The following is a 19,398-nucleotide window of genomic DNA, read 5'->3' as shown; positions in this document are numbered from 1 at the left end:
CCATCATGATCTTGCCGGGGTCCGGCCCCAGCAGATTCATCGCTGCCTCATACAACCACCACGCCGGGAACAGGCACCCCATAACGAAGATGGCCAGGCGAAACCAGGGATAGCGCATCAATAGTTCTTCCGCAGATCCAGCCCGCTGTACAGTGAAGCCACTTCATCAGCGTAGCCATTGAACATCTGTGTTTCGCGCACATTGGGGCTGAACAACCCGCTGGGCAACCGCCGCTCACGCGCCTGGGTCCAGCGCGGGTGGTCGACCGTCGGGTTCACGTTGGCATAGAAGCCATACTCATCCGGCGCCAACCCTTGCCAAGTGGTCCCGGGCTGTTCAGCCACTAGGCTGATGCGCACGATCGACTTGATGCTCTTGAAGCCATACTTCCAGGGCACCACCAACCGCAACGGCGCTCCATTCTGGTTGGGTAACACCCGCCCATACATGCCCACCGCCAGGATCGCCAGCGGGTGCATTGCTTCATCCAGCCGCAACCCCTCTCTATAAGGCCAGTCGATCAGGGCGAACCCGGAGCGCTGCCCCGGCAGATGCTGCGGGTCTTTCAATGTCTCGAAGCGCACGTAGCGCGCCTTCGAAGTCGGCTCGACCTGCTTGAGCACCTGCGCCAAGGGAATGCCCAACCAGGGAATGACCATCGACCAGGCTTCGACGCAACGCAACCGGTAGATGCGCTCTTCAAGCTGATAGGGTTTAACGAAGTCTTCCAGCGCATAGCGGCCTGGCTTACCTACCTCACCATCCACTACAACCGACCATGGCTCGGTCTGCAGGCTGTCGCCATAAGCCGCCGGGTCGCCCTTGTCAGGGCCGAATTCATAGAAGTTGTTGTAGTGGGTGGCATCCTTGAAAGGCGTAATCGCCTCCCCCTGCACCGTCACAGCCTGCCAGTGAGCAGAAGAAAGCTTGTCACTGAACCAGCCTGGCGCCTTGCCTGCCTCGACATCAGCATATCGACTGGGCTCTGCCGCCAGCCCCATGCGCGGCAACGCACCCAGCGCCAGGCCGGCCAACGAGCCACCCAGCAGGGTGCGACGGGAAAGGTAGATGCCTTCGGGGGTGATCTCCGACGCCTTGCACTCGGAAGACCTGGGAAGCTTGATGAGCATGGGCGGCTCCACAGCACTGGATAACGGATGTACCAGTAAGACTATGGAGCCGGAGGGTTATTCCAGCATTAAGCGATTTTTACGCTTTGCGCCGGCGCGCCTTCAACAGGAACTGGATCGGCCCCGATGCCGCATAGGCGAGGAAGATCAGCAGCAGGATGCGCGGTGGATCGCTGAATACCACGGCAAACACCAGCACCACCGCCAGGATGGCCACGAACGGTACGCGCCCTTTGAGGTCCAGCTCCTTGAAGCTGTTGTACTTGATGTTACTGACCATCAGCATGCCGGCAGCCGCTACCAACAGCGCCACCAGGAACGACAGCTTGGAGCCCTGGATGCCGTAGTCGCTGAACGCCCACACGGTACCCGCCACCACACCTGCGGCAGCCGGGCTGGCCAGGCCAATGAAGTAGCGCTTGTCGGCGGTGCCGACCTGGGTATTGAAGCGTGCCAGGCGCAGTGCTGCACCGGCCACATAGATGAAGGCGACCATCCAGCCGACCTTGCCCATGTCACCCAGCGCCCAGCCGAAGGCCAGCAAGGCTGGGGCAACGCCGAAGGCAACCATGTCCGACAGCGAGTCGTACTCGGCGCCGAAGGCACTCTGGGTATTGGTCATGCGCGCAACGCGGCCATCCAGGCCGTCGAGCACCATGGCCACGAAGATGGCGATGGCGGCAAAGGCGAAGTACTTGCTCGCCTCACGCGGGTCACCGGCACTCAGGGCGCTCTGCGCGCTCATCGAGCTGATGATGGAATAGAAACCGGCAAACAGGTTTGCGGTGGTAAACAGGTTGGGCAGCAAATAGATGCCGCGGTGACGCACCTTGCGCCCTTCGGCGTCATGCCCTTCTTCAACGTGCTCATCGACAGGTAGCAGGCTTTCGGCGTCGGAGGGCTTGTTCGGCTCTTCAGGACGTTCGCTCATGGAGGGTACCTTGCAACAGGATGGAAAATGTTCGACACGGGCCTGCGAAACAGGTTCTGACGGCAGGCCACTGGTCTGCTTTATACCAGAAGCGGACTGCCAGAACGAAAAAACGCGGCCGAAGCCGCGTTTTTAATCTTTCGATAAGACTTAGTTCTTGGTCTTGTCGACGATTTTGTTAGCCGAGATCCACGGCATCATCGAACGCAGTTGCTCGCCGATGATTTCGATGCCGTGAGCGGCGTTGTTGCGGCGCTTGGCGGTCATCGATGGGTAGTTGGTAGCACCTTCGGAGATGAACATCTTCGCGTATTCGCCGTCCTGGATGCGCTTCAGGGCGTTGCGCATGGCCTTGCGGGATTCTTCGTTGATGACTTCCGGGCCAGTGACGTACTCACCGTATTCGGCGTTGTTGGAGATCGAGTAGTTCATGTTGGCGATGCCGCCTTCGTACATGAGGTCAACGATCAGCTTCAGCTCGTGCAAGCACTCGAAGTAGGCCATTTCTGGCGCGTAGCCAGCTTCGACCAGGGTTTCGAAACCGGCTTTGACCAGCTCGACGGTACCGCCGCACAGAACGGCTTGCTCACCGAACAGGTCGGTTTCGGTCTCGTCCTTGAAGGTGGTTTCGATGATGCCGGTACGGCCACCGCCAACGCCCGAAGCGTAGGACAGGGCGACGTTCTTGGCGTTGCCCGAAGCGTCCTGGTAGATAGCGATCAGGTCGGGGATGCCGCCGCCTTTGACGAACTCGGAGCGAACGGTGTGGCCCGGGGCCTTCGGCGCGATCATGATCACGTCGAGGTCTGCACGTGGCACAACTTGGTTGTAGTGGATCGAGAAGCCGTGCGAGAAGGCCAGGGTAGCGCCCTTCTTGATGTTCGGCTCGATCTCGTTCTTGTACAGCGCGCCCTGGAACTCGTCCGGGGTCAGGATCATGACCAGGTCAGCCGCAGCGACAGCGGTAGCAACGTCAGCAACTTTCAGGCCGTGGGCTTCAGCCTTGGCAACGGTAGCCGAACCTTTACGCAGACCGACGGTAACGTCTACACCGGAGTCCTTCAGGTTGCACGCCTGAGCGTGGCCCTGGGAGCCGTAACCGATGATGGCGACTTTCTTGCCCTGGATGATGGAAAGGTCGCAGTCTTTATCGTAGAAAACTTTCATGAAAATACCCCTGGTTATATCTCGGCCCCTGCGGAGCCATCGCTAATTTTTGAATTTAGATGCTGAGCACTTTGTCGCCACGGGCAATGCCGGTAACGCCGCTGCGCACGGTTTCGAGAATCGATGCAGTGCCGATCGCCTGGATGAAGCTGTCCAGTTTGTCGCTGGTACCGCTCAGCTGTACGGTGTACACGCTGGCGGTCACATCGACGATCTGGCCACGGAAGATATCCGTGGTGCGCTTGATCTCGGCGCGCTGGGCACCGGTGGCCTTGACCTTGACCAGCATCAGTTCACGCTCGATATGAGCGCTTTCCGACAGGTCGACAAGCTTGACCACTTCGACCAGCTTGTTCAGGTTCTTGGTGATCTGCTCGATCACTTCGTCATGGCCAACGGTGGTCAGCGTCAGACGCGACAGGGTCGGGTCTTCGGTCGGCGCCACGGTCAGGCTTTCAATGTTGTAGTTGCGCTGGGAGAACAGGCCGACCACGCGGGACAGAGCACCGGGTTCGTTTTCCAGCAGCAGGGAAATGATGTGCCGCATATCAGGTACGCTCCGTCTTGCTCAGCCACATGTCACGCATCGAGCCATCCTTGATCTGCATCGGATAGACGTGCTCACTGCGGTCAACCGCGATGTCGATGAACACCAGGCGGTCCTTCATCGCAAACGCTTCTTCCAGCTTCGGCTTGAGGTCCTTCAGGCTGGTGATGCGGATACCCACATGGCCATAGGCCTCGGCCAGCTTGATGAAGTCAGGCAGCGATTCGACGTACGAGTGCGAGTGACGACCGTTGTAGGCCATGTCCTGCCACTGGCGAACCATGCCCAACACACCGTTGTTCAGGTTGACGATCTTCACCGGCAGGCCGTACTGCATGCAGGTGGACAGCTCCTGGATGTTCATCTGGATGCTGCCTTCGCCAGTCACACAGGCGACGTCCTGGTCCGGGAAGTTGAGCTTGACGCCCATCGCCGCCGGGAAGCCGAAGCCCATGGTGCCCAGGCCACCGGAGTTGATCCAGCGGTTCGGCTTGTTGAAGCGGTAGTACTGCGCCGCGAACATCTGGTGCTGGCCCACGTCGGAGGTGACGAAGGCATCGCCATGAGTCACTTCGCACAGGGTCTCGATGACTTTCTGCGGCTTGATGACGTTACCGTCGCCCTTGTCGTAAGGGAACAGCTCGCCATTGCCACGCCATTCGTCGATCTGCTTCCACCAGGCATCCAGCGCAACCTTGTCAGGCTGCTCGCCGATTTCCTTGAGGATGCCGAGCATTTCGCTGAGCACGCTGTCGACCGGCCCTACGATTGGCACGTCGGCCTTGATCATCTTGGAGATCGACGCCGGGTCGATGTCGATGTGGATGATCTTGGCGTTCGGGCAGAACTTGGCCGGGCCGTTTACCACGCGGTCGTCAAAACGCGCGCCCACGGCAAGGATCACGTCGGCGTTGTGCATGGCCATGTTGGCGGTGAAGCTGCCGTGCATGCCCAGCATGCCGAGGAACTGGCGGTCGGTACCCGGGAAGCCACCGAGGCCCATCAAGGTATTGGTGACCGGCAGGTTCAGCGACTTGGCAATTTCGGTCAGGGCTTCGGAGCCACCGCCGAGGATCACGCCACCGCCGGAGTAGACGATCGGGCGCTTGGCCGCCAGCAGCATTTCGGCAGCCTTGCGGATCTGGCCGGAGTGGCCACGGACCGCCGGGCTGTAGGAGCGCAGCTTGACCTTTTTCGGGTAGACGTATTCGAACTTCTCAGCCGGGTTGGTCATGTCTTTTGGAATGTCGACCACGACTGGACCTGGGCGACCGGATTGCGCCAGGTAGAACGCTTTTTTCAGAACTTCCGGGATCTCGGTCGGGTTCTTGATCATGAAGCTGTGCTTCACGATCGGCCGCGAGATACCGATCATGTCGGTTTCCTGGAAGGCATCGGTACCCACCATGGTGCTAGGCACCTGGCCGGACAGGATGACCATCGGAATGGAGTCCATGTAGGCGGTGGCAATGCCGGTAATGGCATTGGTCGCGCCCGGGCCGGAGGTTACCAGCACCACACCGGCCTTGCCGGTGGCGCGGGCGTAGCCATCCGCCATATGGGTTGCCGCCTGCTCGTGACGAACCAGGATGTGTTCCACTTCCGGTTCTTTGAACAGTGCGTCGTAAACATGCAGGAGAGCACCACCAGGGTACCCGTAGATGTGCTTAACGCCTTCGTCACGCAAGAAGCGGACGACCATCTCAGCGCCAGATAAAAGCTCCACGTTGTTCACCTCTAAAACGCCAGAATACCGCCCTCACTGGACGGGTCTTAATAGGTTTACTGCCAAGCAGAGCATGAGCGAACGTCAGCACTGACTGAGCAAGTATTGGGAGCACCCCAGAGTGTTGCGGGGTTTTCCCACCCAGCGCGAGGTAACGCGTTGCGGGGTGTAACAGGTCGGTGCGGGTGTGCACCTCATGATCTGCTTAGCGGGTCTGCTTCTGGCAGTCCCTCTACAGCGGAAGTTGGATTCTTGTGATTCGGCGCCAACAAGTCAAGAAAAATTATTGCCAATTTTTCCCCAAGATGAATTCCCGCCACCACTAAAAATCGCTTCAGCAGCAGAATTAATAAGATTTCGCAAAAAAAGGGCCACAATCTGCGGCCCTTGAAGGAAAAACTGAAGAAATCAGGCGGAAGGAGCGATCAATTGGTCAAAAGCTGCCAACAGGCGGCGAAGCTCACGACTTTGCTCCGGGCGGTTGGTAAACACGGTTTCGGCCATGACGAGAATGCTCGACGCGTTGGGCAGCGGGTGGCCCAGCTCGATGATGATCTTCATGCGGGGCAGAAAGATCCATTGCAGCCATTGCTCGAAACTGAGGGTATCGACGGCGAACGGCACGGTACTGGCCAATGCCTCGTCGCTTGGCGGTTCATCATCCCACCAGCCTTGCACCTGCAGCTCTCGCTCGATCAGCAACAGGTGGTCGGCAATGTCCAGAATGCGTTGCTCGATCATTACGAATTGACCCGCGCTTTTTGCCGGGCCAGTGCGGCACCCGCGCTGTCACCCTGCTTTTCACGGGCCTGGGCGATGGTGTTCCACAGCTCGGCCTGCAGGCTTGGGCGGCCGTTGGCGTAAGTGAGCGCGCGGCGCGCCAGCTGCTCGGCCTGCGCCGCATCACCCTGCGACAGGCGCACCTGGGCGAGGCGGTACAACACCTGCGGCTCGCGCGGGGCAATGCGTTGGGCACGCTCCAGGCTAGACGCGGCGCCGTTGAAGTCGCCACTGCCCTGCTGGGTCTTGGCGGTGGTCAGCAATGCCAGTACCGGGCCGTCGAGTTGCTCGTCGGCAGACAGCCCGCCGGCAGCACTGCTGCGCGGAATGCCGGTTGGCGCGCTGGAGCTCTGCGGGGTGCTGTTCATCGCGGCGATGTCGAAGGGTTCGTCGGCGATCGGGTTTGGATTGGTGGTCATTGGCGCCGAACTTACCGGGCCGGGGGTAATCGGGCCAGGCGTGATCGGCGAGGTGCTGATTGGCGCCGCACCATTGGCCGCCGGGAACGTCTGGATGCCCGAGGCGCCAGCGCCCTGCGGGATCATCACGGTGACGCCAGAATCCTCGGGTAGCGTCTGCGCCTGGGCGGTGCCCGTGTTATAGCCACCCGCCGTGCGGTTGGCTGTTACGCGTTCGCTGTTGGACACGCGGGTGCTCGAATCGACCACCGGAATATTGCCGCGCGGGACGCTGGAGCACCCCTGGAGCACTGCCAGCGCCGTCACGGCAGGAAACAGCCACTTGTTCACGTCACACCTCATCAATGCAGCCTGTGCTTAGTTCATCCAGCCCTTGACCCAGTCCATGACCGATTCGACTGGGTCCTGCTCGCCGCCACAGGTCGCGCCGGCGGGGGGCTCACTGCCGCGAATATACGGCATCTGCACCGCTCCCGGACAGCTGGCATCAGACCCATGACCTGTGTACGGGTCGATCCAGGCCTGCACCACGTTGTCCGGCTGCGGCATGTCCAGCGGCAGCGGGTCGGCCTTCTTCATGAAGCTGGTCCAGACCTGCAGGGCACCGGTGGCACCGGTAAATGGCGTTTTGCCATTATCGTCACGGCCCATCCACACCACGGCCAGCAGGTCCTGGCTGAAGCCGGAGAACCAGCTGTCGCGCGAGTCGTTACTGGTACCGGTCTTGCCCGCCAGGGTCAGCGAGCGCGGCAGGGTGTTGTACACGGAGCGCCCGGTACCTTCACGCATCACCCGCTGCATGGCGTTCTGCACCAGATAGATGGCGCCCGGGTCGAAGGTTTGCTGGATCTGGAACGGGTAGCGCTTGAGCGGTTCGCCTTCGGCAGTGAGCACGCTGCGGATACCGCGCATCGGTGTATTGAAGCCGCCGTTGGCGATGGTCTGGTACATGGTCGCAACCTGCATCGGCGACATGCCGCCGGCACCCAGCAGCATGGCCGGGAAGGCTGGCCAGTCGACATTCACCCCCAAACGGCCGATGGTCTTGATCACGTTGGGCACGCCCACTTCCAGACCGAGCTTGGCGGTCGACAAGTTGTACGAGTTGGCCAACCCCTGATACAGGTAGATGGTCCCGTGCGGGCGGCGGTCATAGTTTTGCGGGCGCCAGACCTGGCCGTCGGCACCTTTGACCGAGAATGGCTCGTCCTGCACCCAGCTGGTCAGGGTGTACTTGCTCGGCTGCTCCAGCGCCGTCAGGTACACCGACGGTTTGACCAGCGAGCCAATCGGGCGCACAGCGTCGATGGCCCGGTTGAAGCCGGCGAAGCCTGCCTGGCGGCTGCCGATCAGGGCTTGTACTTCACCGGTTTCCGGGTTGGTCACGACCATTGCCGACTCCACCTCGTCAGCGCCCTTACGCCCCGCCAGGCGCTTGAAGGTCTCGTTCATGGAGGTCTCGGCCTTCATCTGCAGGATCGGGTCGAAACTGGTGAAGATACGCAGCCCTTCTTCGGTCAAGTCTTCGTCGCGGTAGTCCTGGCGCAACTGGCGCTTGACCAGGTCGAGGAAGGCCGGGAACGAGCTGTCGGCCAGGCTGCCACGCTTGGTCACGCCCAGCGGCATCTTCTTCGCTGCATCGACTTCTGCCTGGCTGGCGACGCCTTGCTCGGCCACCAGGTCCAGCACCAGGTTACGGCGGGCCAGGGCGCGGTCAGGGTAACGCCGCGGGTTGTAGTAGGACGGGCCTTTGACCATACCTACCAGCAAGGCGATCTGGTGCAGCTTCAGCTCCGACAGCGGCTGGCTGAAGAAGAACTGGCTGGCCAAACCGAAGCCGTGAACGGCACGCTGGCCGTCCTGACCGACGAACACCTCGTTGAGGTAGGCCTCCAGGATTTCGCGCTTGTCGTAGTGCAGCTCCAGCAGCACCGCCATCATCGCCTCGGTCAGCTTGCGGCTGAGGCTGCGCTCGCTGCTGAGGTAGAAGTTTTTCACCAACTGCTGGGTCAGGGTACTGCCACCCTGGCGCATCGAGCCGGACGAGGTGTTGACCCACATGGCCCGGGCGATGGACTTGGGCGACACGCCAAAGTGGCTGTAGAAGTCGCGGTCTTCGGTGGCCACCAGCGTTTCGAGCAGGTACTTGGGCACCTGGTCGATCTTGATCAGGATGCGGTCTTCGAGGTTTTTCGGGTAGATACCGCCAATCATCAGCGGCTCCAGGCGCACCACATCCAGTGCCTTGCCGTTGGCGCCGGAAAGGCCCGCCACGTAATCGCCCGAGAAACGCACGCGCACGAACTGCGCCGGCTCCATGCCCTCGTAGAACTGGAAGCCTCGGGTATTGAGGTCGACGGTATTACCGTTGATCGCCGCAGCACCCGGGCCGTTGGCCGCACTTTCACGGCGGTAACCGAGCGCATCGAGCTCGGTGAGGAAGTCGTTCTTGCTCAGTTTCTGGCCGGTGAACAACTCCAGTGGCCGGGCATACACCTTGGCCGGGATGGTCCAGCGCTTGCCGGAGAACTTCTCCTGCACAACGGCATCGAGGTAAACCGCGAAGCCGGCAACGATCACCAGGCCTACCAGGCTGAGCTTCAAAGCCCAGCCCAGCCAGGCGCGGGAGCGGCCGGTCGGGCGTTTCGGAGGGGTACGGGGATTTCGGGTTCGGGTCATGGCGGCGGATTATACGCACTTTATAAAGGCTGGGCAGACGGCCCGGCGGTAGGCAGGGACGGCACCATTGACCATAATGGCGCATTCGAATTCCCTTGCCCCGGAAGGATTTGCCGTGAGCCAAGCTCTTATCACTGCGTTGCAGAACCCAGCCCTGTACCCTCACCCTGTGGATGGGTTCCAGCTCATCGAGACGCATATCTCCTGGGTGCTGCTCACCGGCGAGTATGCCTACAAGATCAAGAAACCGATGAACTTCGGATTCCTCGACTTCACCAGCCTGGACCAGCGCCAGCATTTCTGTAACGAAGAGTTGCGCTTGAACCAGCGCATGACCGACGGCCTTTACCTGGAAGTGTTGCCGATCACCGGTAGCGTCGATGCGCCGCAGATCGGTGGCGAAGGCGAGGCCATCGAATACGCGCTGAAGATGCGCCAGTTCCCCCAGGGGCAGATGCTCAGCACCCTGCAGGCCAACGGCGAACTGAATGCCGCGCACATCGACCAGATGGCCCGGCAAATCGCCGAGTTCCACCTGCAGACCCCCAAGGTATCTGCCGAGCAGCCCTACGGTTCGCCTGAAAGCGTCATGGCTCCGGTCGAGCAGAACTTCGAGCAGATCCGCCCATTCCTCACCGACAAGGCGGACCTGCTGCAACTGGACAACCTGCAAGCCTGGGCGCGGAGCAGTTTCGAGCGGCTGCAAGGCCTGTTTGCCTCACGCAAGGCCAATGGTTTCACCCGCGAGTGCCATGGCGACATCCATCTGGGCAACGCCACCCTGATCAACGGCCAGGTGGTGATCTTCGACTGCATCGAGTTCAACGAACCGTTCCGCAAGACCGATGTCTGGGCCGACACCGGCTTCCTCGCCATGGACCTGGAAGACCGCGGCCTCAAGTGCCTGGCACGACGCTTCATCAGCCAGTACCTGGAGCTGACGGGGGATTATGAAGGCCTGGAAGTGCTCAACTTCTACAAAGCCTATCGCGCCCTGGTACGGGCCAAGGTCGCGCTGTTCAGCATGCCGGCCAATGCCGATGGCGTACAACGGGCCACCACCCTGCGCACCTACCGCAATTACGCCAACCTGGCAGAAAGCTACAGCGCCATTCCTTCGCGTCTCCTGGCCATCACCCATGGCGTTTCGGCAGTGGGCAAGAGCCATGTGGCAATGCGCCTGGTGGAGGCCTTGGGCGCCATTCGCGTGCGCTCTGATGTCGAGCGCAAGCGTCTGTTCGGTGAACAACAGCAGGCCGACGCTGGCCAACTGCGCACCGGTATCTATGGCCAGGACGCCAATGTAGCGACCTACCAGCGCCTGCACGAAGTGGCGGCAACCGTGCTGCGTGCCGGTTTCCCGGTGGTACTGGATGCCACGTACCTCAAGCGTGAGCAGCGCCAGGCTGCGGCCGACGTTGCCAGCCAGACCGGTGTGCCATTCCTGATCCTCGACTGCCACGCCCCGGATGCGGTCATCGCCAGCTGGCTGGAGCAGCGCCAGGCGCAGAACAGCGACCCGTCGGATGCCACGCTGGAAGTGGTCAAGGCGCAACAGGCCAGCCGTGAGCCGCTGGATGGACAGGAGCTTGTGCAAAGCACCCAGGTCGATACCCAGACCGCCGGCAGCATGGACCAGGTGATCGAGCAGATTCGCCAGCGCTTGCCTGGGCTGTAAGTTCGCCGCTTTCCTGTGTCGGCCTCTCGCGGGTTTACCCGCGAAGAGGCCGGCACATGCTGCTCAAGGCATCTCGTCACCCCCGATGGCAAAAGGCCGCGCATTTCCCAACCCCCGCTACACTCCTCTCTGACCTGCTCGCGATTTATCCCCCAGACCCGTTCAGCCATCGCAAGGAGGCTCGATGAACGATGAATTGCAGCATCTGAAGAACCTTGGCAAGACCTCTGCGCAGTGGCTGCACGCAGCCGGCATTCACAGTGCATCGGATTTGCGCCGCCTGGGCGCGGTGGGTGCGTACCAGGCCGTGAAGACACGAGGGTTTCGCGCATCAAAGGTGCTGTTGTATGCCATTGAAGGCGCCCTGCTGGACATGCACTGGAACGATTTGCCGCTCGAACGCAAAGAAGCACTCAACCAACAACTCGACGCGAAGAACCCTCCGCAAAAAAATCCAAAATAATCGTGAAAAGGGGATTGACGGCTAAATGAGAATTGTTATGATTATCACAACTGGTCGCGAGACTGGTTGGATAAGCTAAGAGCCCCTGGTTCGGACTCTCAGATTATCTCCTCATCAGGCTAATCACGGTTATTGACCCGGCAATTTGCCGGGTCTTTTTTTGCCTGTAGGTTTTGTATCGCCTGGCGTGACCCTGTCACGGCTCACATTACTGACGAAACTGCGCGCAATAGTCCTGCTCCGGCATCGCCGCCGTGTACCACACGTAGTCCGCCTCGCCCGGCTCAACCTGCTCGCCCACCTCGGTAAGCAGCAGTACCTTGCTCTGCCCCGATGCGCCCAGATCAGCCAGATGCAACGGCACGCCCAAGTCCTTGCGCGCGTGAAAGGCCCCTGCGAACAGCAACGCCGGCTGCGGTGCCGCCAGCAAGCGCTCGGCCATGCGCCGGTCGCGCTGTTGCTGCACGGCCAGCATCGCTGGCAACTGGCTTTCAGGCAGCATCCCGCAATGCCCAGCGCGCACTTGCTCCAGCAACGCAGCCTTTACCGTTGGAGCATTGGACTTATCACCCTTTAACGAAGCGGGCTGCCGATAAGCCTGGCGCATCTCGCCAGGCGACAGGTTGGCCGCCAGCAGCGGCACGCGCAGCTGCAAGGCCTCACGCACGATCGGCCCGTACAACGTCCAATCCCAACCCTCTTGCCACGCCAGAGCCTTGGGCAAGTCTGCCGGCACAGCGTGCGCCTGCACCTTGTCGACCAGCGGTTGCTGCTCTGGCTGCAGCATTTCCAGCAAGAGGCTGCCTTGCGCGCGCCGAGCTTGCAAAGCGCGTAGCAGCCAAAGCTGCAGCGCATGATGATCGGGGTTGTCGTGCTTCTCGCCCACCATGACTCGGGGAGCGTCTGCCAAGCGCTGCACCAACTGCTCAGGGCTGATCAACTGTCCACTGGCAAGGTCGATGATGTGCCCCAACTCGGCATGCGTGCGCCCTTCACTGCTCTGCCAGGCGGGTAATGGCGGCAAGCTGGCCTGGCAGCCACCCAGTGACAGCATCAGGCATAGCATCAGACCAGACAGCAGCAGATGACGCATCGGCAATGCCTCCTAGCGGGTGATGATCAGCGGGTGCCCACGCTCCGGGTGTGCCTGCACCAGCACGTCAATACCGTATACCGCTTTCAACGCTGCGGGTGTCAACAACGCCTCGGGCGTGGCAAAGGCATGGCAGCGCCCCTGTTCCAGCAACAGGATACGGTCACAGTAACGCGCCGCCAGGTTCAAGTCGTGCAGGATCACCAGCACTGCGGCGCCACGGTCGGCGAAACGGCGTACAGACTCCAGCGTCGTGTGCTGGTGCAGCGGGTCGAGCATCGAGGTGGGCTCGTCGAGCAGCAGCGTGGTGCCCTCTTCGCCCGGCCACAACTGCGCCAGCACGCGGGCCAGGTGTACTCGCTGCCGCTCACCGCCCGATAACGCCAGGTAACTGCGGTCCACCAGATGCCAGGCATCTGCCGCCTGCAAGGCCGCCTCGACAATTTCTGCATCGCGCCGCTGCCCGGTGCCATGCGGCATGCGCCCCATGCTCACAACCTCCTCGACCCGGAAGGAGAAGCCCAGGCTGGACACCTGCGGCAGCACGGCCAGGCGCCTGGCACGCTCCTGCCCACCCCAGTCAGCCAGTGGCCGTCCCTGCAGCGTTACCTGCCCACGGTCCGGTGCCAGTTCGCCACACAGCACCCCCAACAGGCTGCTTTTGCCAGCACCGTTGGGGCCTAGCACACCCACAACCTGCCCCGGGCTCAGTTGCAGGTGAATGTCATGCAGCACCTCATTACTGCCCCGCCGCAGGTGCAGCCCTTCCACTTGCAACATCAGCTGCGCCCTCGTATCAGCAAGAACAGGAAGAACGGCGCACCGATAAAGGCCGTGACGATACCGATCGGCAACTCGGCAGGCGCCAGCAGCAGCCGCGCGGCCAAGTCGGCAAACAGCATCAGCACGCCACCCGCCAGCAACGAAGCCGGCAGCACCACCCGGTGATCAGGCCCGGCCAGCAAGCGCACCAGGTGTGGCACCACCAGGCCGATGAAACCGATCAGCCCAGCGGCAGCCACTGCTGCCCCCACCCCCAGCGCCGTGCAGAACACCAGCTCACGCTTGAGTCGCTCCACATCAACACCCAGGTGGCGCGCCTCAGACTCTCCAAGCAACAGGGCATTCAGTGCCTTGGCCCGGCGCGGCAGCCACACCGCTACCCCCGCCGCCACCAGCAGCAGCGGCCACAGCCGCTCGTAGCTCGCGCCGTTCAGGCTCCCGAGGTTCCAGAATGTCAGGGTGCGCAGGGTAGCGTCGTCGGCCAGGTAGGAGAACAGCCCCACGGCCGCACCGCCCAGCGCGGTCATGGCCACACCGGCCAGCAGCATCGTGGCTACGTTTGTCTGCCCATCGCGCCGCCCCAGGCGGTAAACCAGCGCGGTTACCCCAAGCCCCCCGACAAACGCGCAAAAGGACAGCAAATAGGGCGCGAAGGCCTCCGGCATGCCACCAAACCAGGCACCACCGACAATCGCGACCGCAGCCCCCATCGCAGCCCCGGCGGCCACCCCCACCAGCCCTGGGTCGGCCAGCGGGTTACGGAACAGCCCCTGCATGGCCACACCGGACAGCGCCAGCACCGCGCCCACCGCCAACCCCAACAGGGTACGCGGCAGGCGGATCTGGCCCAGGATCATCTCGGCCTGTTGCAGGCCGTCAGCCGCAATCGGCAGCCCCAGCAGGCGCAGGCCGGCGCGCAGGGTGTCGAACAGCGGCAGGCTGACCGGCCCCAAGGCCAACGACAGCCAGACCGCCAACAGGCACAACAGGCTCAGGCAAATGAACAACGTACGTGGCTGCACCCGCTGCTTCATTGTGCAAAGCTGGCCTTGGCCGCCGGGTAGAAGTTGGCAGCCAGCGACTGCAAGGTAGCCGGCAGGCGTGGCCCAAGACCGCCGACCAGCAATGTTGGGTCAAGCGATACAAGGCGCTTCTCACGCACTGCACGGGACGCCGCCAGCGCGGGGTTTTCTTTCAGCAGCGCCTGCAAGGCCTGCTCATCGGCCAACGCCCGGTCGGAGAACACGATCACATCCGGGTCCAGCGCGGCCAGTGCTTCGTTGGAGAAATTCTTGTAACCCTGATGCGCTGCCAGGTTACGCCCACCCGCCTGGCCCAACAGCCAGTCACCCGCAGTGCCCTGCCCGGCAATCAGCGGCTTGGCACCGGCATGCCCGACGAGTAGCAGCACGCCCGGCGCCTTGTGCCCTGCCTGGGCCTGCTTGACCTTGGCCTGCAAACCCTCAAGTTGCTGGTGGTAACTGGCCGCCAACGCCGACGCTTGCTGCTCGGCGCCAAGCAACTGGCCCAGGTACTTGAGGTTTTCATCCACCGCCGACAGCTCGGCCTTGCTGGAAAACAACTCCACCTGCACACCCGCCTTGCGGATTTGCGCCAGCACCGGTGGCGGGCCCATTTCTTCGGTGCCCACCAGCACATCCGGTCGCAGGCTGAGGATGCCTTCTGCCGACAGTTGCCGCTGATAACCCACGCTAGGCAGTGATTTCAACGATGCCGGGTGCTGGCTGGTGGTATCAACCCCCACCAGCCGCGCTTCACCGCCCAGCGCAGTTATCCACTCACTCAGGGCACCACCCGCGCTGACCCAGCGTTGCGGCAGCTCGGCCGCCAAGGCCTGGGTAGAGAGCACAAGGCTTGCGCACAGCGCGAGCAAGGCGACGGGACGGCGCATCATCGGGTTCCTTCTTAAGGCGGGCCGCGCGCCTTGTGGCGGGCGGCAGAACTGCGCACCATAGGTAGCCAGGCGCAGCGAATGCGGGCAATTTGATAATTATTCGCATTGGCGCGTCAAGCCATCATCTGTTTCACGAGTCGTCCTTGCCATGCACTTCCTTTGTACTTCCCACGGCCTGGCCGAAGGCCAAAGCCGCGCCTTCAGCGTAGACGGCGTCGAACTGTTCGGCGTACGCCGCCAGGGCCAGGTGTACCTGTACCGCAATCGCTGCCCGCATCGGGGGATCCCGCTGAACTGGGCAGAAGACGCGTTTCTGGATGACAGCGCCAGCCTCATCCACTGTGCCCACCACGGCGCGCTGTTCCTAATAGAAAGCGGCGAATGTGTGGCCGGCCCCTGTGAAGGAGAGCAACTTCAGCCCATGGGCTGCCACGAAGACAGCCAGGGTATCTGGTTCAAGGGTTGAGCAGCACTGGCAACCGGCGGTCGATGACGATGCCTTCAGCGTCCAGGCGGGCACCGTAAGCCAGTACCTCCACTCCGTCGGCTACCGCGGCACGCAGGGCCTGAGCGTAGGCACCGTCGATTTCCTCGGCCGGGCGCACGGCATCGATACCGGTCAGGTTCACGCAATACAGTTGTACCGCCCGTACGCCCTGCCGGGCCAGCGTGGCCAACTCGCGCAGGTGCTTTGCACCGCGCTGGGTCACCGCATCCGGGAACGCTGCGACCGTGCTGTCGGGGTAGCCCAAAGTCACGCTCTTGACCTCGACATACACGGGCGCACCGTCAAACTCCAGGCGAAAGTCGATCCGGCTGCCTTCCTCGCCGTAAGCCACTTCGCGCTTGAGCGCCGTGAAACCGGCCAGCTCGACAATCACGCCTGCCCTCAATGCCTCCTCGACCAGCGCATTGGCCCGCCCGGTATTCACACAGGCCAGCCGACCCTGCGGCGTTTCGCTGATTTCCCAGGTGCCCGGCAGCTTGCGCTTGGGGTCGTTGGAGCGGCTGAACCACACCTGCCCGCCTTCACGCATGCAGTTGAGCATGGAGCCGGTGTTCGGGCAGTGAATGGTCAACTGCTCACCGCTGGCCAGTTCGATATCGGCCAGAAAGCGCTTGTAGCGGCGCAGCAGGCGGCCCTGTTCAAGTGAAGGAGAGAAACGCATCAGCCTTGCCAGCTCCGCAGACCACGGGCAATGCGCTGCACCGCCTCCTCCAGGCGTGGCAGGCTCTGGGTGTAGGCAAAGCGCACATGGTGGCCGGCCAGGTGGCGGCCGAAGTCCAGGCCCGGCGTAAAGGCCAGGTGCTCGGTTTCCAGGAAGTGCCGACAGAAGGCGAACGCATCACCGCCAAAGGCACTGATGTCGGCATACAGGTAAAACGCGCCCTGTGGCTCGACGGCAATGCGGAAGCCCAGTTCGCGCAGGGCTGGCAACAGGTAGTCGCGACGGCGGGCGAACTCGGCGCGGCGTTCTTCGAAAATGGCCAGGGTTTCCGGCTGGAAGCATGCCAGAGCGGCATGCTGCGCCATGCTAGGTGCGCTGATGTACAGGTTCTGCGCCAGTTTTTCCAGATCGGCCACTGCGCCGGGCGGCGCCACCAGCCAGCCGAGGCGCCAACCGGTCATGCCGAAATACTTGGAAAAACTATTCAGGACGAACGCCGAGTCGTCGACTTCCAGCACGCTTGGCGCGTCCATGCCATAGGTGAGGCCATGGTAGATCTCGTCCACCACCAGGTGGCCGTGACGCTCATGGGTGGCCCTGGCAAGGCTGGCCAGCTCGTCACGCCCCAGCACGGTGCCGGTCGGGTTGGCCGGCGAAGCGACCAGAGCGCCCACCGTGTCCTTGTCCCAGTAACGGTCGACCAGGTCGGCTGTCAGTTGGTAATTCACGTCCGGCCCTACCGGCACCAACTGCGCGCCACCCTCGACCAGGCGCAGGAAGTGGCGGTTGCACGGGTAGCCCGGGTCGGCCAGCAGCCAGTGCTTGCCTGGGTCAACCAACAGGCTGGTGGCCAACAGCAATGCACCAGAGCCCCCCGGGGTGATGAGGATGCGCTCCGGGTCGATACTCAGCCCATACCGCTGGCCATAAAAGCCGGCAATGGCTTCGCGCAGTTGTGGCAGCCCACGTGCAGCGGTGTAGCGGGTGTGCCCGGCGGCCAACGCTGCCTGCCCGGCGGCGACGATCGGTGTGGCAGTGGTGAAGTCCGGTTCGCCGATTTCCAGGTGGATCACGTCGTGCCCGGCCGCCTGCAGCTCGTTGGCCCGGGCCAGCAGTGCCATGACATGGAAGGGTTCGATGGCGCGACTGCGCGCACTGTAGGGGTGGGCCATGACCTTCTCTCAATTGGGTCTAAACTAGAGATTCTACCTCTGCACGCCACCGAACGTACGGCTCGCGCCGGTGTCAACAAGCAGGATCGGGCGGGCTAGCGCACCCCCGATCTATCTGGTAAGTTCGGCGGCTCGCAGTCGCAGGGCCGGCGGTCGCCGGAGATGGAGCATCCTGCGCATTGGATCAGATGAGTGAGAGGCGGTCTATTCATGTCCACCGTAGAAAAGCAAAAAACCGGTCAAACCATGTACGGTGTCGAGCCCTATAAAGAGACCAAGGGCGAAGAGTACATGGGTGAGCCCATGAAGAAGCACTTCACCAAGCTTCTCAATGCCTGGAAAGGCGAGCTCATGCAGAGTGTGGATCGCACCGTAGACCACATGAAGGATGAAGCTGCGAACTTCCCGGACCCGGCCGACCGTGCCAGTCAGGAAGAAGAATTCGCTCTGGAGCTGCGCAACCGTGACCGCGAGCGCAAGCTGATCAAGAAAATCGACAAGACCCTGCAGAAGATCCAGGACGAAGATTACGGCTGGTGTGAATCGTGCGGTATCGAGATCGGCCTGCGCCGTCTTGAAGCCCGTCCGACCGCCGACCTGTGCTTCGACTGCAAGGAAATCGCCGAGAAAAAGGAAAAAACGGTCGGCAAAGGCTGATCTTTCTTCCACCTGAACGGGGCGCTCGATGCGCCCCGTTTCATTTATATGCCCAGCCAGACCATGACCGACTCCAGCTACATCGGGCGCTTTGCCCCTACCCCCAGCGGCTTCCTGCACTTCGGCTCGCTGGTCGCCGCCCTCGCCTCCTGGCTCGATGCCCGCGCCGTCAACGGCCGCTGGCTGCTGCGCATGGAAGACACCGACCCACCCCGGGAAATGCCCGGTGCCCGTGATGCAATCCTGCAAACCTTGGAGCGTTACGGGCTGGAATGGGATGGCGAAGTGGTGTTCCAGAGCCAGCGGCACGATGCCTACGCCGCAGTAGTCGACCGCCTGTTCAATATGGGCCTGGCCTATGCCTGTACCTGCTCGCGCAAGCAGCTGGAAGGTTACAAAGGCATCTACCCAGGCTTGTGCCGCAACGCCGGTCATGCCCGTGAAGGTGCGGCGATCCGCTTGCGCGTGCCAGAGCTGATTTACCGCTTTACTGACCGGGTACAGGGCGAGTACCAGCAACACCTGGGCCGTGAAGTGGGAGATTTCGTCATCCAGCGCCGCGACGGGCTGTATGCGTACCAGCTGGCGGTGGTGCTGGACGATGCCTGGCAGGGTGTTACCGACGTCGTGCGCGGCGCCGACCTGCTCGACAACACCCCGCGTCAGCTGTACCTGCAGGAGTTGCTGGGCTTCTCACAGCCGCGCTACCTGCATATTCCGCTGATCGTGCAGCCGGATGGGCACAAGCTGGGCAAATCGTACCGCTCGCCACCCCTGCAGGCGGAGCATGCCACGCCGCTGTTGTTGCGGGCGTTGCGGGCGCTGGGGCAGGAGACTGACCCGGAGTTGCTGCTGGCGACGCCGGCTGAAGTGTTGGCAGTGGCCCGCCAGCAGTGGCGGCCGGAGGCGATTGCACAGAGGGCCACAGTGCCAGAGGCTGATTTGCGCTGAGGCCGGCACAGGCAAACCACCTTTAAAAAACAAAAGCCCATTAAATTCAAACCGTTGGCGAACCCTATGGTTTCCCGCTAGCATCCCCCCCGCCATTTGCGCCAATAATAAGTCCAAGCCCGCAGCGCCCAACCATC

At 62.2% G+C, this 19,398-nt stretch carries 20 protein-coding genes (1 of these 20 only partly in view); 5 read left to right on the top strand and 15 right to left on the bottom strand.

Going from position 1 to position 19,398, the window contains the following annotated elements; translation table 11 throughout:
* From msrQ to mrcB, 9 genes are all read right to left on the bottom strand, one after another.
* Positions 1–118: the start of a protein-methionine-sulfoxide reductase heme-binding subunit MsrQ gene (gene msrQ, locus D8767_RS04695; RefSeq protein ID WP_016712053.1), read on the bottom strand. Its footprint begins 494 nt before the window's first position; 118 of the gene's 612 nt are visible here — the first part of the coding sequence; it begins with the start codon at positions 116–118; its stop codon lies beyond the left edge, outside the window.
* Positions 118–1,131: a protein-methionine-sulfoxide reductase catalytic subunit MsrP gene (gene msrP, locus D8767_RS04690; protein WP_016712054.1), complete on the bottom strand. Its 1,014-nt coding sequence runs from the start codon at positions 1,129–1,131 to the stop codon at positions 118–120. The genes msrQ and msrP overlap by 1 nt, the downstream gene beginning before the upstream one ends.
* A gap of 79 nt (positions 1,132–1,210) precedes the next feature.
* Positions 1,211–2,062 (bottom strand): CDP-diacylglycerol--serine O-phosphatidyltransferase, encoded by an 852-nt coding sequence (gene pssA, locus D8767_RS04685; protein ID WP_003250045.1) that lies wholly within the window; start codon positions 2,060–2,062, stop codon positions 1,211–1,213.
* A 150-nt stretch (positions 2,063–2,212) separates the two neighbouring features.
* Positions 2,213–3,229, bottom strand: a complete 1,017-nt coding sequence (gene ilvC, locus D8767_RS04680) for a ketol-acid reductoisomerase (protein ID WP_003250043.1) — start codon at positions 3,227–3,229, stop codon at positions 2,213–2,215.
* A gap of 55 nt (positions 3,230–3,284) precedes the next feature.
* Entirely contained in the window at positions 3,285–3,776 is a 492-nt protein-coding gene (ilvN, locus tag D8767_RS04675) for an acetolactate synthase small subunit (RefSeq protein WP_003250040.1), read from the bottom strand.
* A 1-nt stretch (position 3,777) separates the two neighbouring features.
* Positions 3,778–5,502, bottom strand: a complete 1,725-nt coding sequence (locus D8767_RS04670; protein WP_026020528.1) for an acetolactate synthase 3 large subunit — start codon at positions 5,500–5,502, stop codon at positions 3,778–3,780.
* A gap of 408 nt (positions 5,503–5,910) precedes the next feature.
* Entirely contained in the window at positions 5,911–6,243 is a 333-nt protein-coding gene (locus D8767_RS04665; RefSeq protein ID WP_016712056.1) for a YqcC family protein, read from the bottom strand.
* On the bottom strand, positions 6,243–7,043 hold the full coding sequence (locus tag D8767_RS04660; RefSeq protein WP_016712057.1) for a M48 family metallopeptidase: 801 nt from the start codon (positions 7,041–7,043) through the stop codon (positions 6,243–6,245). Before D8767_RS04660 ends, D8767_RS04665 begins: the two co-directional genes overlap by 1 nt.
* A 15-nt stretch (positions 7,044–7,058) precedes the next feature.
* A complete protein-coding gene (gene mrcB, locus D8767_RS04655) occupies positions 7,059–9,380 on the bottom strand; it encodes a penicillin-binding protein 1B (protein ID WP_016712058.1) in 2,322 nt (773 codons plus the stop codon).
* A gap of 115 nt (positions 9,381–9,495) precedes the next feature.
* On the opposite strand from mrcB, the gene D8767_RS04650 reads away from it, so the two are divergent.
* Both D8767_RS04650 and D8767_RS04645 read left to right on the top strand, forming a co-directional pair.
* Positions 9,496–11,058 (top strand): bifunctional aminoglycoside phosphotransferase/ATP-binding protein, encoded by a 1,563-nt coding sequence (locus tag D8767_RS04650; RefSeq protein WP_016712059.1) that lies wholly within the window; start codon positions 9,496–9,498, stop codon positions 11,056–11,058.
* A 184-nt stretch (positions 11,059–11,242) separates the two neighbouring features.
* A complete protein-coding gene (locus D8767_RS04645) occupies positions 11,243–11,521 on the top strand; it encodes a TfoX/Sxy family protein (RefSeq protein ID WP_016712060.1) in 279 nt (92 codons plus the stop codon).
* Between the two features lie 208 nt (positions 11,522–11,729).
* Here D8767_RS04645 and D8767_RS04640 read toward each other — a convergent pair whose 3' ends face one another.
* The 4 genes from D8767_RS04640 to D8767_RS04625 are packed head-to-tail and all read right to left on the bottom strand — an operon-like array spanning position 11,730 to position 15,312.
* Positions 11,730–12,614 carry a ChaN family lipoprotein gene (locus D8767_RS04640; RefSeq protein WP_016712061.1) on the bottom strand — a complete coding sequence of 295 codons (885 nt, stop codon included), beginning with the start codon at positions 12,612–12,614 and terminating at the stop codon, positions 11,730–11,732.
* A gap of 12 nt (positions 12,615–12,626) precedes the next feature.
* Positions 12,627–13,394: a heme ABC transporter ATP-binding protein gene (locus D8767_RS04635; RefSeq protein WP_016712062.1), complete on the bottom strand. Its 768-nt coding sequence runs from the start codon at positions 13,392–13,394 to the stop codon at positions 12,627–12,629.
* Positions 13,394–14,377 (bottom strand): iron ABC transporter permease, encoded by a 984-nt coding sequence (locus D8767_RS04630; RefSeq protein ID WP_161751379.1) that lies wholly within the window; start codon positions 14,375–14,377, stop codon positions 13,394–13,396. The genes D8767_RS04635 and D8767_RS04630 overlap by 1 nt, the downstream gene beginning before the upstream one ends.
* 50 nt (positions 14,378–14,427) lie before the next feature.
* On the bottom strand, positions 14,428–15,312 hold the full coding sequence (locus D8767_RS04625) for a hemin ABC transporter substrate-binding protein (RefSeq protein ID WP_016712064.1): 885 nt from the start codon (positions 15,310–15,312) through the stop codon (positions 14,428–14,430).
* A gap of 148 nt (positions 15,313–15,460) precedes the next feature.
* Between D8767_RS04625 and D8767_RS04620 the strand changes: the two genes are divergently transcribed.
* Entirely contained in the window at positions 15,461–15,778 is a 318-nt protein-coding gene (locus D8767_RS04620; RefSeq protein WP_016712065.1) for a Rieske (2Fe-2S) protein, read from the top strand.
* On the opposite strand, the gene sfsA is transcribed toward D8767_RS04620, so the two are convergent.
* The gene (sfsA, locus tag D8767_RS04615; RefSeq protein ID WP_016712066.1) at positions 15,768–16,481 is read right to left on the bottom strand and encodes a DNA/RNA nuclease SfsA; all 714 of its coding nucleotides are present in this window, start codon (positions 16,479–16,481) and stop codon (positions 15,768–15,770) included. The genes D8767_RS04620 and sfsA overlap by 11 nt on opposite strands.
* The gene (locus tag D8767_RS04610; RefSeq protein WP_016712067.1) at positions 16,481–17,653 is read right to left on the bottom strand and encodes a pyridoxal phosphate-dependent aminotransferase; all 1,173 of its coding nucleotides are present in this window, start codon (positions 17,651–17,653) and stop codon (positions 16,481–16,483) included. The genes sfsA and D8767_RS04610 overlap by 1 nt, the downstream gene beginning before the upstream one ends.
* 210 nt (positions 17,654–17,863) lie before the next feature.
* Between D8767_RS04610 and dksA the strand changes: the two genes are divergently transcribed.
* Both dksA and gluQRS read left to right on the top strand, forming a co-directional pair.
* Positions 17,864–18,310: an RNA polymerase-binding protein DksA gene (gene dksA, locus D8767_RS04605; RefSeq protein WP_016501618.1), complete on the top strand. Its 447-nt coding sequence runs from the start codon at positions 17,864–17,866 to the stop codon at positions 18,308–18,310.
* Between the two features lie 63 nt (positions 18,311–18,373).
* Positions 18,374–19,261 carry a tRNA glutamyl-Q(34) synthetase GluQRS gene (gluQRS, locus tag D8767_RS04600; RefSeq protein ID WP_033723974.1) on the top strand — a complete coding sequence of 296 codons (888 nt, stop codon included), beginning with the start codon at positions 18,374–18,376 and terminating at the stop codon, positions 19,259–19,261.
* Positions 19,262–19,398: the final 137 nt, after the last annotated feature.

Origin of the sequence: Pseudomonas sp. LTGT-11-2Z (assembly GCF_003691445.1) — a bacterium.
Taxonomy (GTDB): Bacteria; Pseudomonadota; Gammaproteobacteria; order Pseudomonadales; family Pseudomonadaceae; genus Aquipseudomonas; species Aquipseudomonas monteilii.
Note: the sequence above shows the minus strand (reverse complement) of the source record. Positions and strands in the feature narration are given on the sequence as shown.

Excerpts from the sequence above, each read along its gene's own strand:
- msrP (WP_016712054.1), bottom strand. The coding sequence starts at position 1,131 with ATGCTCATCAAGCTTCCCAGGTCTTCCGAGTGCAAGGCGTCGGAGATC.
- pssA (WP_003250045.1), bottom strand. The coding sequence starts at position 2,062 with ATGAGCGAACGTCCTGAAGAGCCGAACAAGCCCTCCGACGCCGAAAGC.
- ilvC (WP_003250043.1), bottom strand. The coding sequence starts at position 3,229 with ATGAAAGTTTTCTACGATAAAGACTGCGACCTTTCCATCATCCAGGGC.
- ilvN (WP_003250040.1), bottom strand. The coding sequence starts at position 3,776 with ATGCGGCACATCATTTCCCTGCTGCTGGAAAACGAACCCGGTGCTCTG.
- D8767_RS04665 (WP_016712056.1), bottom strand. The coding sequence starts at position 6,243 with ATGATCGAGCAACGCATTCTGGACATTGCCGACCACCTGTTGCTGATC.
- D8767_RS04660 (WP_016712057.1), bottom strand. The coding sequence starts at position 7,043 with ATGAGGTGTGACGTGAACAAGTGGCTGTTTCCTGCCGTGACGGCGCTG.
- mrcB (WP_016712058.1), bottom strand. The coding sequence starts at position 9,380 with ATGACCCGAACCCGAAATCCCCGTACCCCTCCGAAACGCCCGACCGGC.
- D8767_RS04645 (WP_016712060.1), top strand. The coding sequence starts at position 11,243 with ATGAACGATGAATTGCAGCATCTGAAGAACCTTGGCAAGACCTCTGCG.
- D8767_RS04640 (WP_016712061.1), bottom strand. The coding sequence starts at position 12,614 with ATGCGTCATCTGCTGCTGTCTGGTCTGATGCTATGCCTGATGCTGTCA.
- D8767_RS04635 (WP_016712062.1), bottom strand. The coding sequence starts at position 13,394 with ATGTTGCAAGTGGAAGGGCTGCACCTGCGGCGGGGCAGTAATGAGGTG.
- D8767_RS04625 (WP_016712064.1), bottom strand. The coding sequence starts at position 15,312 with ATGATGCGCCGTCCCGTCGCCTTGCTCGCGCTGTGCGCAAGCCTTGTG.
- D8767_RS04620 (WP_016712065.1), top strand. The coding sequence starts at position 15,461 with ATGCACTTCCTTTGTACTTCCCACGGCCTGGCCGAAGGCCAAAGCCGC.
- sfsA (WP_016712066.1), bottom strand. The coding sequence starts at position 16,481 with ATGCGTTTCTCTCCTTCACTTGAACAGGGCCGCCTGCTGCGCCGCTAC.
- D8767_RS04610 (WP_016712067.1), bottom strand. The coding sequence starts at position 17,653 with ATGGCCCACCCCTACAGTGCGCGCAGTCGCGCCATCGAACCCTTCCAT.
- dksA (WP_016501618.1), top strand. The coding sequence starts at position 17,864 with ATGTCCACCGTAGAAAAGCAAAAAACCGGTCAAACCATGTACGGTGTC.
- gluQRS (WP_033723974.1), top strand. The coding sequence starts at position 18,374 with ATGACCGACTCCAGCTACATCGGGCGCTTTGCCCCTACCCCCAGCGGC.